Here is a 13,535-nt window from a genome sequence, read left to right as displayed (position 1 = left end):
AGGCCGCCGAGAGCACGCTCGGCGCCGCCGCGGCGCAGAGCGGCCGCTACTTCGGCGTCGCCATCGCCGCGAACAGGCTGAGCGACTCGACGTACGCGACGATCGCGAACCGTGAGTTCAACTCGGTGACGGCCGAGAACGAGATGAAGGTCGACGCCACCCAGCCGCAGCGGGGCCAGTTCAACTTCACCGCCGCCGACCGCGTCTACAACTGGGCCGTGCAGAACGGCAAGCAGGTACGCGGCCACACCCTGGCCTGGCACTCCCAGCAGCCCGGCTGGATGCAGAGCCTCAGCGGCAGCGCGCTGCGCCAGGCGATGATCGACCACATCAACGGCGTGATGGCCCACTACAAGGGCAAGATCGCGCAGTGGGACGTCGTGAACGAGGCCTTCGCCGACGGCAGTTCCGGAGCCCGGCGCGACTCCAACCTGCAGCGCACCGGCAACGACTGGATCGAGGTCGCCTTCCGCGCCGCGCGCGCCGCCGACCCGTCCGCCAAGCTCTGCTACAACGACTACAACGTCGAGAACTGGACCTGGGCCAAGACCCAGGCCATGTACGCCATGGTGCGGGACTTCAAGCAGCGCGGCGTGCCGATCGACTGCGTCGGCTTCCAGGCGCACTTCAACAGCGGCAGCCCCTACAACGCCAACTTCCGCACCACCCTGCAGAACTTCGCCGCCCTCGGCGTCGACGTGGCCGTCACCGAACTCGACATCCAGGGCGCCTCGTCCACGACCTACGCCAACGTCGTCAACGACTGCCTGGCCGTCTCCCGCTGCCTCGGCATCACCGTCTGGGGCGTGCGCGACAGCGACTCCTGGCGGTCGGGGGACACGCCGCTGCTGTTCAACAACGACGGCAGCAAGAAGCCCGCGTACACCGCCGTCCTCAACGCACTCAACGGCGGCTCCACCACACCGCCCGCGGACGGCGGAACGATCAAGGGCGCCGCTTCGGGCCGCTGCCTGGACGTGCCCAACGCCGGCACCGCCGACGGCACCCAGGTCCAGCTGTACGACTGCCACACCGGCACCAACCAGCAGTGGGCCCTTACCGACGCCGGTGAGCTCAGGGTCTACGGGAACAAGTGCCTGGACGCCGCCGGCACCGGCAACGGCGCCAGGATCCAGATCTACAGCTGCTGGGGCGGCGACAACCAGAAGTGGCGGATGGGCTCCAACGGATCCATCGTCGGCGTCCAGTCCGGTCTCTGCCTCGACGCCGTCGGCACCGGCAACGGCGCCAGGGTCCAGCTCTACACCTGCTCGAACGGCGACAACCAGCGCTGGACCCGCTCCTGACGAGGCCCGCCCCGAACGGAAGGGTGAACCGGTGACGGCCTGCGGTGCGGCTTCGCACGTCCCTCCACGAAGACATCACTGAAGGCAGGCCGAGGGCCGCCGCCGTCACGGCGGCGGCCCTCGCGACCGGCATGCCCGCCGTGGTGAACCCGGCGCCCGACGAGGCGGCGGCGACGGACACCGATGCCCGGTACGCCCCGGCCGGTCGCGACGGCGGCAAGGCGCCGGACGTCTCCGGCGCGTCCACCGCCGACGGCGCGGGCCGGCCGGTGGACGCGCCGTGACGGAACCATCGTCCGTGCGGCGATGTCGGCCCAGGCGAGGAACACCGCTCCGCCGAGTGCCGCCTCCGGCAGGACCCGGCGGTGGTCGCCGCCGACGAACAGACGCACGAGGTGCGGCATCGTCAGGCCGACGAAGCCGATCGGTCCGGCCGCCGCGACCAGCACGCCTCTCCCGTCGCGGCGATGACCGGGTGATCCTGCGTTTCCCGAGCCCGCGGCAAAGGGCGTGCGGACCGGCCGCACGCCCCGCGCCTGCCTCACGCTTCGCGGACAGCCCGAAGGACGAGCCGCTCCGCGTTCTCGTCGTAGGGGCGTCCGTCGAACCCGCCGAAGACCCGCACACGGCCGAACCCCGCCTCCTCGGCCATCCGCCGCAGCTCCACGGCGCTGTACACGAACCACGTCAGGGTGGCCCGCGTCACCCGCTCGCCCCGGACCAGCACCCACTCGCTGCGCAGCCGCGCCCACTCGTCCAGCACGGTGTCGGTCTGCACCATCACGTCCTCACCCCGCCGCACCACCTTGGGCGGGGTGACCCTGCGGGCCAGGAGCTCCTTCCCGGCGAGGTCGAGGACGAGCGTGCCGCCGGGCGCCAGGCAGGTGTGCATGGTGCGCAGCACCCGCGCGTTGTCGGCGGGGTCCTCGAAGTACCCGAAGGAGGTGAACAGGTTGAGGACGACGTCGAAGCCGCCCGGTGCCGCGTACTCGCGCGCGTCGGCCCGCACGTACGTCACCTCGGCACCGGCGTCGGCCGACCGCTCGCGTGCCCGTTCCAGCATGGCCGGGCTCAGGTCCACTCCGGTCACGCGGTGACCGCGGCGGGCGAGCGGCACGGTGAACACCCCCGGCCCGCAGCACAGGTCCAGCACGCGCGACCCCTCGGGGAAGGCCAGCAGGGGAGAGGTGTCCAGCAGTTCCCCGGCCTGCTCGTGGCGCTGCTCGGAGAAGAGGAAGTCATGGAACTCGGTCCAGAAGTCATCGTCCTGGAATCCGCCCGTCCGTGTCATCGCGCGTCAGTGCTCCTTCATGGTCGCCGTCGGGGACAGGGCGCCGCGCCGTGCGACGGCGCAACGTGAGCAGCAGAGGGGGGAGCAGCAGGCACTGGGCGGCCGCCAGCAGCCAGAACCAGCCGGTGTGCCCGGCCCGTTCGCCGAGGCCGTACAGCTGCCCGCCCAGCACGCCGCTCGCACAGGCGCCCAGACCCGCGGCCAGCCGCTGCTGACCGAACACCACGGCGTCGGAACGAGGACTGCGGCGCAGCGCCTCCAGGTCGTTCTTGAGGAACAGCACGATGTCGCCCAGGGTGATCAGCGCCCCGCCCGCCAGCAGTGCCGTCCGGGTACCGGCCGCCAGCACGGCCAGGCCCGCCGCCAGGCCCGTGAAGCCGACCGCGAGGGCGAGGGCGTACGGCATGCGCCGGATCAGGCCGGACGCGAGCGGCTGTACGACGATGACCAGCGTGAAGCAGAGCAGCAGCACCACGCTGTAGAACGCGCTGGAGGCGCGCTCGACGGCGTACACCGCCAGGAAGTGCTGGAAGTGGAAGTAGAGGTAGAAGGCCAGCGCGTTGGCGGCGAACGGCAGGAGCGCCACGCCGGCCAGGAGACCCGGGGTGGCCGTTCCCTCCGATCCGGTGGGGTGTTCCGCGGCCGTCCCCGGCAGTCGCGCGTGTCCCGCCGTGACCGCGAGGAACAGCGCCGTGACGGCCACGAACAGCAGGCCGGGTGACGACAGGACGAACGGCCCGGCGATCAGCGGGCCCACGGCCATGCCCGCGTTGAGTGCCGCGTTGCCCGCCGACAGGAACGCCGGGCGGCGCTCGTCGTCGACGCCGTGCACCAGGTACGCCTTGTTCGCGGGCAGGTAGAGCGCGGCACCGCAGCACGTCAGGACCAGCGCGCCGACCGCCAGGGGCGGCCAGCGCAGGGCCAGCAGGAACCCGGCGAAACCGGCGGTGCGCACCACGAGTGCCCACAGCATCGTGCGGCGCAGCCCGATCCGGTCCGCGAGGGCCCCGCCGACGATGCCGCCGGAGAACTGCACGAGCGATGCCACGGCCAGGACGACGCCGACCGTGCCGAGCCCCATCCCGAGCCGCTCGTGCAGGAACACCGACATGAACGGCAGGACCATGAAGCTGCCGAGCGGAATGAGGAACGAGCTCAGCAGGAGGAACCGCAGCGGGCCGGTGAGCGGGAACAGCGAGGCCCGCAGACCCGGTCCCCGGGTGGTGCGCTCACCCACCGGGCGCCTCCCGGCCGGCCGGGTCGGTGAGGACGCGCAGGGCGTTGGCAGCGGCCACCGCGCGATGGGTGGCGAGTTCGGCGGTCTCCGCCTCGGCGTACACGATGCCCGCGTATCCGCGGCTGTCCCCCAGGTGCTCGATGAGGTCGCCGGCCCGCCTGACCGGGTACCAGGCGGGCGCTCCCGGCATGCCGGTGAGCCGGTCGAGCCCGGCGACGCCGGTGAACACGCCGGGCGCGGCCGGGTAGCCCAGGACGAAGGCGACGGCCGGACCGCCGGGCAGGGCCGCGTCCATGAGACGGGGGCGGCGTCCGAGCGCGGCCTCGAGCATCGCCTCGTACACGTTGACGCCGAGCGCCCGGCACATGCCCTCCCCGACCAGCGCGCCCCCGATCCGGGGATTGACCTCCACCACCTCCGGGCCGTCGGCGGTCAGCACGAACTCCACGTGGGCGAACCGGTCGGTGTAGCCGATGGCGGCGAGCACCCGGTCGAGCCAACGCTCCAGCGACGTCCGCCGCGGGTCCGGGAAGGCGACGGGGAAGGCGGTGACCTCCTCCCGGAAGCGCGGCTCCGGCGACATCAGCCGACTGGAGACGCCCAGCAGCCGGGTGCGGCCGTCCCAGGTGAGTGTCTCGGCGCTGTACACCGGGCCGCTGAAGTACGGCTCGGCGAACAACCGCCCCTTCAGGTCCCGGCCGGACGCCTCCGCCAGCGCCGCGTCGAGTTCGCCCTCGTCGCGGACCAGCCACACGTTCTGGCTCCCGGTGCCCGCCGTGTCCTTGAGCACGAGCGGCAGTCCCGCCCCCTCGAGCAGCAGCCCGCGTGCCGCGCGGTCCGGGCCGGCGCTCTCGACGGCCCTTCCGCGGGTGAGACCCGCGTCGTGCAGCCTGGTGCGCACGGCGGCCTTGTCCCGGGTCAGCCGCAGGACGGCCGGATCGAGACCGGGCAGGCCGAGGCGTTCGGTGAGGGCGGCGCCGGCCGGAGTCCAGGTGTCGGTGGAACTGATCAGGCCGCGCAACCCCGGGGTGTGCCGGAGCAGCTCGGCGGCCCGCTCCACGTCGAAGGTGTCGGTCACGACGACGTCGAGGGCGCCGGCGGGCAGCCGGTCCAGTTCGTGGGCGTAGTGGGCGGGGTCCCGGGTGAGGAGCAGCAGGCGCTCGCCGAGCAGGTCGGCGGCGCGGACCAGACGGCCGAGGCCGAAGGTCAGCGACTCCAGGCAGGCCACGGTCATACCGCCCGCTCCTTCCAGTGGGCCGGGCGGGGAGTGCGCCGCCACGTCATCCTCGACCAGGGCATGGTCATCTCCTCCGGACCGCGGACCTCGACGGGCTTCAGCGCGGCCGGGTCCAGGGCCTCGGCGTGCCGGGCGAACACGCGTTCCACGTAGCGGTGTCCGGTGTCGGCCCCCATCACCAGGTGCAGCCGGTCGGGGTGGCGGCGGGCCTCGTACGTCGCCGTCAGGTAGCCGGCGCCGGTGGACAGCCCGGCGAACACCGCGTGCTCGCGCAGCAGGGCGACGGCGCCGGACATGGCGTGGGTGAAGTCCAGCCAGTGCACGGTGTCGTAGAGGGAGTGGCGGACGTTGTCGAAGACGATCGACGAACCGATGCCGGCGATGATCGCTTCGGGATCGTGATGGTCCTGGCTGCCGAAGGTGACGCTGCCGAAGGGCTGGACGCCGACCAGACGCACGGAGGGGTCCCTGGAGCGCAGGCGTTCCACGATGCCGCCGGTCGAGGCTCCGGAACCCACCCCGCCGACGACGGTCAGCGGCACGCCCGGGAACTCGGCCGCGATCCGGTCGGCGACCTCGTGGTAGCCGAGGTAGTGGACGTCGTCGTGGTACTGGCGCATCCAGTGGTGGCCGGGACGCTCGGCGAGTATCTCCCGCACCCGTCGCACCCGGAGTTCCTGGTCGAGCTTCAGGTCCCGCGACGGTCTGACCTGTTCCACGGTGCTGCCCAGGATCTCCAGTTGGGTGAGGGTGGTGGCGTCGACGGTGGTGGACGCGACGATGTGGCACCGCATGCCGTACCGGTGGCAGGCCAGCGCGAGGGCGTGGGCGTAGATGCCGCTGGAGCTGTCGATCAGGGTCTGGCCCGGACGGACGGTGCCCCGCTCCAGCAGATGACGGACGGCGGCCAGGGCCGAGTAGATCTTCATCGACTCGAATCGCAGCAGGACCAGTCCGTCGGTGAGCCGGACGAGGTCCGGGACTTTCAGGGCGTCGGCGATGTGGGGGTGGATCACCCGTAGCCTCCTCGGGCGAAGGTGCACTGGTGGCCGAGCGAATGGAAGAACGCGGAGAGTTCGGACTTGACCTCGGCCGGCGGGCGCGAGGCGAAGAGATAGCCGGCCAGGCAGCCGGTGTGGGCGACGAAGACGCCGTCGGCGCCGAACCGCTCACGATGGGCTCGCAGGCTGCCGAAGACCGCCTTGGGCAGCACCTCCTGGGACAACGCGGCGCTGATCGTCGCGGCGCGGGCGACGGCGGCCGGATCGCCCGATTCGAAGCCCTTCACCAGATCGGTCAGGCACCGCCGGTACTCCTCACCGCGGCGCCGGTAGTGGTCCAGCAGCAGGGGAGTGACGGCGGCGGTGTCCACCGTGCCGGGTTCCGTGACGAAGACGGTGTGGAAGCCGACGTCCGGGCCCAGCCGCCGCACCACCCGGTGCCGGCCGCTGAGATACAGAACGAACTCGTCGAGGAAGACGCTGTCGGCGCGCTCGATGTCCGCCAGGATGCCGAGGACCACGTCCACGTCGTACGGCAGGGAGAACACGCGGAACAGGCAGCGCAGCGTCGCCACGATGTCCGCCGTGGAACTGGCCATGCCCACGCCCACCGGCAGTTCGGAGTGGGTGCGCCAGTCGCCCGGTGGCAGGACGAGGCCGTAGTGGTCCAGGAAGAGCCGGGCCGCTGCCACCGACTTCTCGCCGAGCGGCGGCGCGTGCGGCGGAGGACCGGCCGCCGCCCTCGGAGTGAAGTACACCCAGGAGTGGCGGTCCACGGGAAAGGACACCACCGCGATCTCGGGCTCGGCGGCCGGTCGCAACGGGCCCTGGTACAGCTCGCCCAGCGTGCCGTGGCAGACACCCGACACGGTGCGGTCCGGCGGACGGTCCCCCGGCGGGGGCCCGGGACCGGCCTCGGCGCCGCCGGCCGGCACGCCCGCCCCGGGACGATGTGCCCGAAGAGGGCCGACCGGGTGACGCACCCATTCCTCCTCCGTCCCGGACCCTGAACACGGACAGGGAAGGAGGCGCGGCCGCACGCACGACGTACGACCGCCCATACCGCCGACCCAGTCCACGAGGTCACGTGCACAGCCCGCGCGGAACGCGGGCGCAGTGGCAGGTCTTCGGACTCGCGGGCACGTCCGCCGAAAGGGCGGACGCCTACCGGCCGTCTCTTCCCCGGCCCTGTACGGGCCCAGTGACGTCGACGGCTTTCGTTCCCACTCACCGCTGCGGGACAGCCCCGGATTCGCACCGGGTTCCCTCTTGCGTCGCGCCACCGGGCGTCCGGGCGGACGGGAGGCGCGAACCGACTGCGTGCATCAGAGTAGAGGCGCCCGTACCCCCGCGACAGGGGGAGTCCGACGGTTGTCCTGAATGTGAAGGCGAGGCAGAACCAGGTGTGCCCGCGCACTCCCCGAGACGACTCTGGCCGGATACCGCCTCGGCGCTCACCGCCCCCTGGGCCAGACTTGTTGCCTCACGCCACATGCGCACCGTCCCTGCGGTGCTCCGTGCCCGGGAGGCCCTGATGCTGCCAGACGCCAAGTCGGACGAGGACGGGGCAGCGGTCCCGCCCGGACGGCAACGGCCTCCCGGCGACCGCGTCGCGCTGCGCGACGACCTGCGGTCCGCCCTGCCCGACGCCACGGCGGCGGTGGTGGTCACGGCGCTCGTCTTCGTGCTCCTGTGGGCGCGCATGGAATCGGGCACCTCGGACACCGTCGCGGTCATGCCCTTCATGGACGACCCCGGCACCTACTGGATGTACCTGCTCAGCCAGGCGTTCGGCTGGTCGGCGCTGCTGTGGGCCTGGGGCACGGTCATGCTCGGTCTGCTCCTGTCGGGTCCACGCCCCGGCCGACTGCCGGTCTCCCGGCAGGTCCTGGAGCGCTGGCACCGCACCACCAGCTTGACCACGACGGCGCTGATGTCCGCGCACGCACTGATGTTCGCGGCGGAACTCGTGCGCTACGAGACGAAGGTGGCGTGGGCGGAGCGGTTGTGGGTGGCCTTCGCGGACACCTTCGTGCCGGGCTGGTACGACTCCGGGACCGGCCGCATCGCCATCCCGATCGGCCAGGGCGCCCTGTACCTGGCGATCCCGCTGGGGCTGCTGTTCTACGCCCGGCACCGCATCGGAGCGAACACCTGGCGCCGGCTGCACCGGTTCGTGATCGTCGTGTACGTGCTGAGCGTGTGGCACACGCTGCTCTACGGAACCAACGTCTGGTACGGGGAGTGGCCGCGCACCGTCCTGTGGCTGCTGCAACTGCCGGTTGCGGTAATGCTGTTGCTCCGTCTGCTGAGGCCGGTCCGGCGGGCCGAACGGCTGGGCCCCCCAGGCGGGCGCGGGGGTGCGGCCCGGCCGGGGTGGTGGGTGCGGGCGGCAGGACGGGTCGCCGTCGGAGCAGTCGTCGTCGGACTGGTCGTCGTGATGGTGTCCGGCCGTGACGGCGGACGGGACCGCCCGACCCATCCGCCCGCGACGGCCCCGCACGCCCAGGAGACGGACTGACGGCGGCCGGAACCGGGCGGGCGGGACGGGGCCCCGGGATGGGATGATGACCGGCGACAGGGCGACGGCGGAACGAGGAAGCCGGTGCGAATCCGGCGCGGTCCCGCCACTGTGATCGGCGAGCGAGTCCCGACAGGCCACTGCCCGGCAACGGGTGGGAAGGCCGGGACGAGCATCGACCCGAGAGCCAGGAGACTCACGCGGTCGCCTCCTCGACGGACCACCGGGGCGGATCTCCCCGGAGAGAGGGACGGCACCGCATGCCCGCAACGCCGACCGGACGAACGACCGACGACGCGAGGACCGGAACGGCGGCCGGCCCCGTGCCGTGCCGCGTCGTCGTGTGCCGCGACTGCTGCTGCGGCAGCCCCAAGGTGACCGGCGTCGACCACGCGGCCCAGACGGCACGCCTGCGCGCTCAGGTGCCGGTGCGGGTGTCCGCCTGCCTGGACGTCTGCGACCAGGCAGGCGTCATCGTCGTCCAGCCCTCCGCCGAGGGCCGCGCCGCCGGTGCCCGGCCCGTCTGGCTCGGACTGGTCAACGACCCGGACGCGACCGAGGACATCGCCGCCTGGGCACGCGCCGGCGGACCGGGCGTCGCACCCCGGCCGGACATCCTCGACCTGTACGCCCTCACACCGCCGCGACGGCGTACGGCCCCCTGACGGTACGGACGGAGAGCCGGAGGGAGGACACCACCATGCACGACGCCCGTGCCTCAGCCGCGTCCGTCACCGCCGCCCTGCACCACGTGGCGGGCCTCGGCCACTTCTTCGCCCTGCGGGTCGGCGGACGGGACGACGGCTGGCATCCGGTCGCCCGTTCCTACGCGGCGGGCTTCACCGACCTCGCCGAAGCCGTCGCGCGCCGCCACCGCACCCGGGAGCCGCGCGTCGACGTCTCCATCGCCCAGCTCGGTCACGCCGCCCGCCTCTGGTCACCGGCCCTGGCCTGCGCCGTCCTGCACGGGATCGTCCTCGACCTGGAGGGACTGCAGCGGGCCGACGACGGACCGGCGCTCCGGCTGCCCCGGCCGGCCGGCTGGCACGTCGACCGGCTCGACGACGACCCCGCCCGTGCCCTGTACCAGCAGGTGACACGTCACCTGTCGGCACTGGCCGACGGTCTGCGCGTCAAGGTCGCCCCGCGTCTGCTGGACGGCAACTCGGCGTCGGCGCTCGCCGGGGCGGCCCACGCCCTGCTCGCGCTCCGTCCCGCCGTACGCGGGCCGCTCACCGACCTCACGACCGCGCTGCTGGACACCGGACGCCTGGCGGGCACCGGTGTGCTCACCGGACCCGACCTCGCGTTCCGCCGCCTGAGCTGCTGCCTCTACTACCGCGCGCCGAACGGCTCGGAGTGCGGTGACTGCGGACTGGCCGGCCGTACGCCCCGACGCGCCCCGCGATGAGGTACCTCCGTGTGCCGGGGGACGCGGCGGACAGCGGGCGTTCCTCGTGCACCTGATGTGCCGTCAGGTGAGTCGGCGTCCGATCGGCCCAGCCCCCGCACATTCCGCGGCGGCTGCCCGGGCAGGCACTTGGCCGGTGACGCCACAACAGCCCGGTTCGTGCGGAAACGCGGGCGGGAAGCCTTCTCGCCGGAGGGGAACGATGTTCCTCACGGCCTTCGAGCCCGATGTGTGCCGGTGTACCGTGAAGAACGCCCTTGACCTGCACAAAGCGGGCAGGGAGCCGTCTTCCGGGAGTCCGACGTGCTGCGCACCGTGTTCAAGTCCAAGATCTAGTATCTGGATATCTGTGCAGGTCAGAGGCGTGGTGACTCCGCTCGGGTCAGCGAATGATCAGCATCGGGCGCGGGAGCGTCCCAGCCTGCTGACCTGGTGGCCTGGTGGCCGTCATGACGGGGACCAGGGCCCAGGTGCCCGGCTCCCGCTCGGGCGGTTCGCCGCGTGACTCGGCAGCTCGTCCGCCGCATGGATCCTGAGTGAGTGGGCTGCGTTCGGGGCCGAAGCGGCGTGCCTCATGGATGTCGCCCGCTTCCTCCGGCCGTCACCGAGACCTCGCCCGTCCCGCTGTTCTCCTCGTCCACTGCACCGGCGCCATGGGCCTCGGATTCGACACCGTCGTCGTCCCCGAGACCGAGACCGAAGCCGTAGCCGGCTCCACCGCGGCGGCCCTCTGCGCGACCTGCTGCGTCGTGATCGCCCGTGTTCGCGAGCGGGGCTGGACCCGGGCCGGCAGGGCAGCCGGTTGCCGCGCCACCTGAGGGCTGCATGGGCAGACCGTGATGCGCTGAGCGCCCCCTGGGTGGGATGTCCGAGGGAGGGCGGATGGTGCCCGACTCGTGCATACGGCAGAAGAGCCCCCGTATCCGCCGTGCCGCCGCTTCCCAGCAGCGATACTGGATGTATGGACACGACGACCACCCCCTCCCGTGCCGAGGTGCTGAGGGGCCGCTACCGCAGCCGGCTGCCCGAGCGCTTGCAGGAGCTGGCCGGTCCCGTCGAGGGCGATGTGGACCTGCCGCTCCACATCGTCTGGTCCGGGCGGACGAGCTACAGCCTGGACCGTCCGAAGTCCCGCATGACGCTCTACCGGACCGTCCTCGCCGAAGGGCTGAACGAGGACCTGGTGGCCCTCCTGCACCACCGGCTGCTCACCGAGCAGTGGCCCGTGCTGCGGCGCTTGGTCAGTCCCTACATCCGCGAGGTCTGGGAGGATGCCTTCCCCGAGCTGCTCCGCGCCGCTCCGGCCGACACGACCGCCGCGTGAGGCTCACTCCGCTCCACGAGCGTCTCCTCGCCGACATCCTCGACCTCGGCTCCCCCTACCCTCTGGTCCTCACCGGCGGATACGCCGTGCAGGCCCACGGCCTGGTCGAACGCTTCAGCCGTGACCTCGACGTCGCCACCGAGAACCCCGCTCCGATGCAGGAGATCGTCGCCTCACTCACAGCAGGCCTCGGCGCGCGCGGATGGCGGACCACGCACGTCCGGACCGATCCGCTCAGCGGCCGGTTCCTCGTCACCGATCCGGACACCGGCGAGGAGTGCGAGGTGGACGTCCTCAAGGAGGCGTTCTGGGCCCCGCCCGCCCAGACCCCCTACGGCCCCGTTCTCTCCCTCGACGACGTGATCGGCACCAAGGTCCGTGCCCTGGCCGACCGCGGCACCGTCCGCGACCTCATCGACGTCCAGGCCGCCTCCCGCCACCGCTCCACCGCCGACCTCGAATCCCTGGGCCGCCGTCGCGCCCACGACGAGTTCAGCATCGAAGACCTCCGGGACCGGCTCGTCGGCGCGGACTGGTACGAGGACGAGGACTACACCGCGTACGGGCTCACCCCCCGGCAGATCGAGGAACTCAAGGCATAGGCGCTGGAGTGGGCGGAGGATCTGGGAACGCGGATCCATGACGAGAACGCCTGAGAGGCGGTCACGCGTCCGTCCCCTCCACCGCCGTTGCAACGAGAGGATGCGGTGCAGCCGGCAGGTTCCCACCCGGGGCCGTCCACGGTGGTGGCTGCCCTGCACGGCGGATGTGCAGGGAGGCCGAGCGACACCCCGCGGTGGACTCACGGCGAGACCGGGCTGCGGCAACGGTCGAACACCGCGTCCCGCTCCCTCTCCCAGGTCCGGTCCGAGACAGGTGCTCGGCCGGCGACAGTGCGAAAACCTTCTTCCTCACGGAAGCGCAGGCGAGGAGCCTTCTTGCCTAAGTGAGATCGATGTTCCTCGGCATCTTCGAGTCCAAGGCGCGCCGATGTACAGTGAACGCCGCCCTTGACCTGCAGGAAGCGGGCAGGGAGCCGTCTTCCGGGAGTCCACCATGCTGCGCACCATGTTCAAGTCCAAGATCCACCGCGCCACCGTCACCCAGGCCGACCTGCACTACGTGGGGTCCGTGACGATCGACGCCGATCTGCTCGACGCCGCCGACCTGCTGCCCGGTGAACTCGTGCACATCGTCGACATCACCAACGGGGCCCGGCTGGAGACGTACGTCATCGAGGGGGAGCGCGGCTCGGGTGTCGTCGGGATCAACGGGGCCGCCGCGCACCTCGTCCACCCCGGGGACCTGGTGATCATCATCAGTTACGCTCAGGTGACCGACGCCGAGGCGCGGGCGCTGGAACCCCGGGTGGTGCACGTGGACGGCGACAACCGCATCGTCGCCCTCGGCGCCGACCCGTCCGAGCCGGTGCCGGGGTCGGACCAGCGGCGCAGCCCGCAGGCCGTCGAGGCCTGACGGCGCGGACGGTGACGGACAGGGCGGGAGCGTGATGCGTTCATGAGCGACATCGAGATCCACGACGACCGGGCGGCGGGCCGGCTGGAAGCGGTGGCGGGCGACGGCGATGTCGTCGGCAGGATCGAGTACTTCGTGCTCGCATCGCCCGAGCGTGCGATCGTGCCGGTGCACACCGTCGTGGAACCCGCTCACGAGGGCAAGGGCATCGCGGGTTCCCTGACCCGGGAGCTGTACGCCACGGCCGCCCGCGAGGGCGTCGCGGTCGCCCCGCTCTGCCGGTACGTCGTCACGTGGGCCGCGCGTCACCCCGACCGGGCTCCGGCGGCCTCCCCGGAGCTGATCCGGGCGGCGCAGGAGTGGCAGGCGGCGCGCCCCGGGCACTCCTGACGTCCCGGACGTCCCCGTGCTCGCCCTCCTGCACACCTCGCCCGTCCACGTCCCCGTCTTCGACGTCCTGCGCGACGAGGCCCACCCGGAGCTGGAGCTGCGGCACCTCGTCGACGAGGAGCTGCTGGACCGGGCCCGCGCGGCGGGTCCCGAGGCCGTGGCACACGACGTGCGGGTGAAGCTGGGGGAGGCCGTCGCCACGGGTGCCCGGGCCGTGCTGTGCACGTGCTCGACCATCGGCTCGGTCGCGGAGGCGTCGGCCGGCCGGGCCGGTGTGCCGGTGCTGCGGGTCGACCGGCCGATGGCGGGCGCGGCCGTGGCCGCCATCGGCCGGTCGACC

The 13,535-nt window shown here is 72.3% G+C and carries 15 protein-coding genes, 2 pseudogenes and 2 riboswitches; of the genes and pseudogenes, 11 read left to right on the top strand and 6 right to left on the bottom strand.

Annotation, left to right across the window (positions count from 1 at the left end):
• Together AOK18_RS22720 and AOK18_RS33425 are read left to right on the top strand one after the other, a co-directional pair.
• On the top strand, window positions 1–1,307 hold a 1,307-nt coding region (locus AOK18_RS22720), incomplete at its 5' end, for an endo-1,4-beta-xylanase (RefSeq protein WP_055695541.1).
• Window positions 1,308–1,438: 131 nt separating this feature from the next.
• Window positions 1,439–1,591, top strand: a complete 153-nt coding sequence (locus AOK18_RS33425) for a hypothetical protein (protein WP_167738727.1) — start codon at window positions 1,439–1,441, stop codon at window positions 1,589–1,591.
• Window positions 1,592–1,597: 6 nt separating this feature from the next.
• Here the strand turns inward: AOK18_RS33425 and AOK18_RS31245 are convergent.
• From AOK18_RS31245 to AOK18_RS22690, 6 genes and pseudogenes are all read right to left on the bottom strand, one after another.
• Window positions 1,598–1,759: pseudogene (locus AOK18_RS31245) on the bottom strand (iron chelate uptake ABC transporter family permease subunit); the annotation flags it as partial.
• Between the two features lie 89 nt (window positions 1,760–1,848).
• Window positions 1,849–2,598 (bottom strand): class I SAM-dependent methyltransferase, encoded by a 750-nt coding sequence (locus AOK18_RS22710; protein ID WP_055695539.1) that lies wholly within the window; start codon window positions 2,596–2,598, stop codon window positions 1,849–1,851.
• Window positions 2,567–3,835, bottom strand: a complete 1,269-nt coding sequence (locus AOK18_RS22705) for an MFS transporter (RefSeq protein ID WP_055695538.1) — start codon at window positions 3,833–3,835, stop codon at window positions 2,567–2,569. The genes AOK18_RS22710 and AOK18_RS22705 overlap by 32 nt, the downstream gene beginning before the upstream one ends.
• Window positions 3,828–5,069, bottom strand: a complete 1,242-nt coding sequence (locus AOK18_RS22700; protein WP_055695537.1) for an ATP-grasp domain-containing protein — start codon at window positions 5,067–5,069, stop codon at window positions 3,828–3,830. The genes AOK18_RS22705 and AOK18_RS22700 overlap by 8 nt, the downstream gene beginning before the upstream one ends.
• Window positions 5,066–6,088, bottom strand: coding sequence for a cysteine synthase family protein (locus tag AOK18_RS22695; protein WP_055695536.1), 1,023 nt, complete (start codon window positions 6,086–6,088; stop codon window positions 5,066–5,068). The genes AOK18_RS22700 and AOK18_RS22695 overlap by 4 nt, the downstream gene beginning before the upstream one ends.
• Window positions 6,085–6,942 (bottom strand): GHMP family kinase ATP-binding protein, encoded by an 858-nt coding sequence (locus AOK18_RS22690; protein ID WP_055572349.1) that lies wholly within the window; start codon window positions 6,940–6,942, stop codon window positions 6,085–6,087. Before AOK18_RS22690 ends, AOK18_RS22695 begins: the two co-directional genes overlap by 4 nt.
• Before the next feature lie 232 nt (window positions 6,943–7,174).
• Window positions 7,175–7,406, bottom strand: a riboswitch (cobalamin riboswitch).
• 201 nt (window positions 7,407–7,607) lie between these two features.
• Here AOK18_RS22690 and AOK18_RS22685 point away from each other — a divergent pair.
• The 9 genes and pseudogenes from AOK18_RS22685 to AOK18_RS22650 all read left to right on the top strand — a co-directional run.
• Complete coding sequence (locus tag AOK18_RS22685) at window positions 7,608–8,594, top strand: ferric reductase-like transmembrane domain-containing protein (protein ID WP_055695535.1); 987 nt, start codon at window positions 7,608–7,610, stop codon at window positions 8,592–8,594.
• A gap of 74 nt (window positions 8,595–8,668) precedes the next feature.
• A riboswitch (cobalamin riboswitch) is annotated at window positions 8,669–8,792 on the top strand.
• A gap of 62 nt (window positions 8,793–8,854) precedes the next feature.
• On the top strand, window positions 8,855–9,259 hold the full coding sequence (locus AOK18_RS22680; protein ID WP_099048930.1) for a hypothetical protein: 405 nt from the start codon (window positions 8,855–8,857) through the stop codon (window positions 9,257–9,259).
• A gap of 35 nt (window positions 9,260–9,294) precedes the next feature.
• A complete protein-coding gene (locus tag AOK18_RS22675; protein ID WP_055695533.1) occupies window positions 9,295–10,005 on the top strand; it encodes a (2Fe-2S)-binding protein in 711 nt (236 codons plus the stop codon).
• 653 nt (window positions 10,006–10,658) lie between these two features.
• Window positions 10,659–10,823 (top strand): hypothetical protein, encoded by a 165-nt coding sequence (locus tag AOK18_RS33090; RefSeq protein WP_157865147.1) that lies wholly within the window; start codon window positions 10,659–10,661, stop codon window positions 10,821–10,823.
• A gap of 143 nt (window positions 10,824–10,966) precedes the next feature.
• On the top strand, window positions 10,967–11,329 hold the full coding sequence (locus AOK18_RS22670) for a hypothetical protein (RefSeq protein WP_055574647.1): 363 nt from the start codon (window positions 10,967–10,969) through the stop codon (window positions 11,327–11,329).
• Window positions 11,326–11,931, top strand: a complete 606-nt coding sequence (locus AOK18_RS22665) for a nucleotidyl transferase AbiEii/AbiGii toxin family protein (protein WP_055695532.1) — start codon at window positions 11,326–11,328, stop codon at window positions 11,929–11,931. The genes AOK18_RS22670 and AOK18_RS22665 overlap by 4 nt, the downstream gene beginning before the upstream one ends.
• Window positions 11,932–12,385: 454 nt before the next feature.
• Window positions 12,386–12,805, top strand: coding sequence for an aspartate 1-decarboxylase (gene panD, locus AOK18_RS22660; protein ID WP_055574649.1), 420 nt, complete (start codon window positions 12,386–12,388; stop codon window positions 12,803–12,805).
• 42 nt (window positions 12,806–12,847) lie between these two features.
• Complete coding sequence (locus tag AOK18_RS22655) at window positions 12,848–13,195, top strand: GNAT family N-acetyltransferase (RefSeq protein ID WP_055574650.1); 348 nt, start codon at window positions 12,848–12,850, stop codon at window positions 13,193–13,195.
• Between the two features lie 16 nt (window positions 13,196–13,211).
• Window positions 13,212–13,535: pseudogene (locus AOK18_RS22650) on the top strand (arylsulfatase); the annotation flags it as partial.

Origin of the sequence: Streptomyces prasinopilosus, assembly GCF_001419695.1 — a bacterium.
Taxonomy (GTDB): Bacteria; Actinomycetota; Actinomycetes; order Streptomycetales; family Streptomycetaceae; genus Streptomyces; species Streptomyces prasinopilosus.
The sequence above is the reverse complement of the archived record's forward strand: the minus strand, read 5'-3'. Positions and strand labels throughout refer to the sequence as shown.

Excerpts from the sequence above, each read along its gene's own strand:
- AOK18_RS22670 (WP_055574647.1), top strand. The coding sequence starts at position 10,967 with ATGGACACGACGACCACCCCCTCCCGTGCCGAGGTGCTGAGGGGCCGC.
- AOK18_RS22685 (WP_055695535.1), top strand. The coding sequence starts at position 7,608 with ATGCTGCCAGACGCCAAGTCGGACGAGGACGGGGCAGCGGTCCCGCCC.
- AOK18_RS22700 (WP_055695537.1), bottom strand. The coding sequence starts at position 5,069 with ATGACCGTGGCCTGCCTGGAGTCGCTGACCTTCGGCCTCGGCCGTCTG.
- AOK18_RS22710 (WP_055695539.1), bottom strand. The coding sequence starts at position 2,598 with ATGACACGGACGGGCGGATTCCAGGACGATGACTTCTGGACCGAGTTC.
- panD (WP_055574649.1), top strand. The coding sequence starts at position 12,386 with ATGCTGCGCACCATGTTCAAGTCCAAGATCCACCGCGCCACCGTCACC.
- AOK18_RS33090 (WP_157865147.1), top strand. The coding sequence starts at position 10,659 with ATGGGCCTCGGATTCGACACCGTCGTCGTCCCCGAGACCGAGACCGAA.
- AOK18_RS22675 (WP_055695533.1), top strand. The coding sequence starts at position 9,295 with ATGCACGACGCCCGTGCCTCAGCCGCGTCCGTCACCGCCGCCCTGCAC.
- AOK18_RS22655 (WP_055574650.1), top strand. The coding sequence starts at position 12,848 with ATGAGCGACATCGAGATCCACGACGACCGGGCGGCGGGCCGGCTGGAA.
- AOK18_RS33425 (WP_167738727.1), top strand. The coding sequence starts at position 1,439 with ATGCCCGCCGTGGTGAACCCGGCGCCCGACGAGGCGGCGGCGACGGAC.
- AOK18_RS22680 (WP_099048930.1), top strand. The coding sequence starts at position 8,855 with ATGCCCGCAACGCCGACCGGACGAACGACCGACGACGCGAGGACCGGA.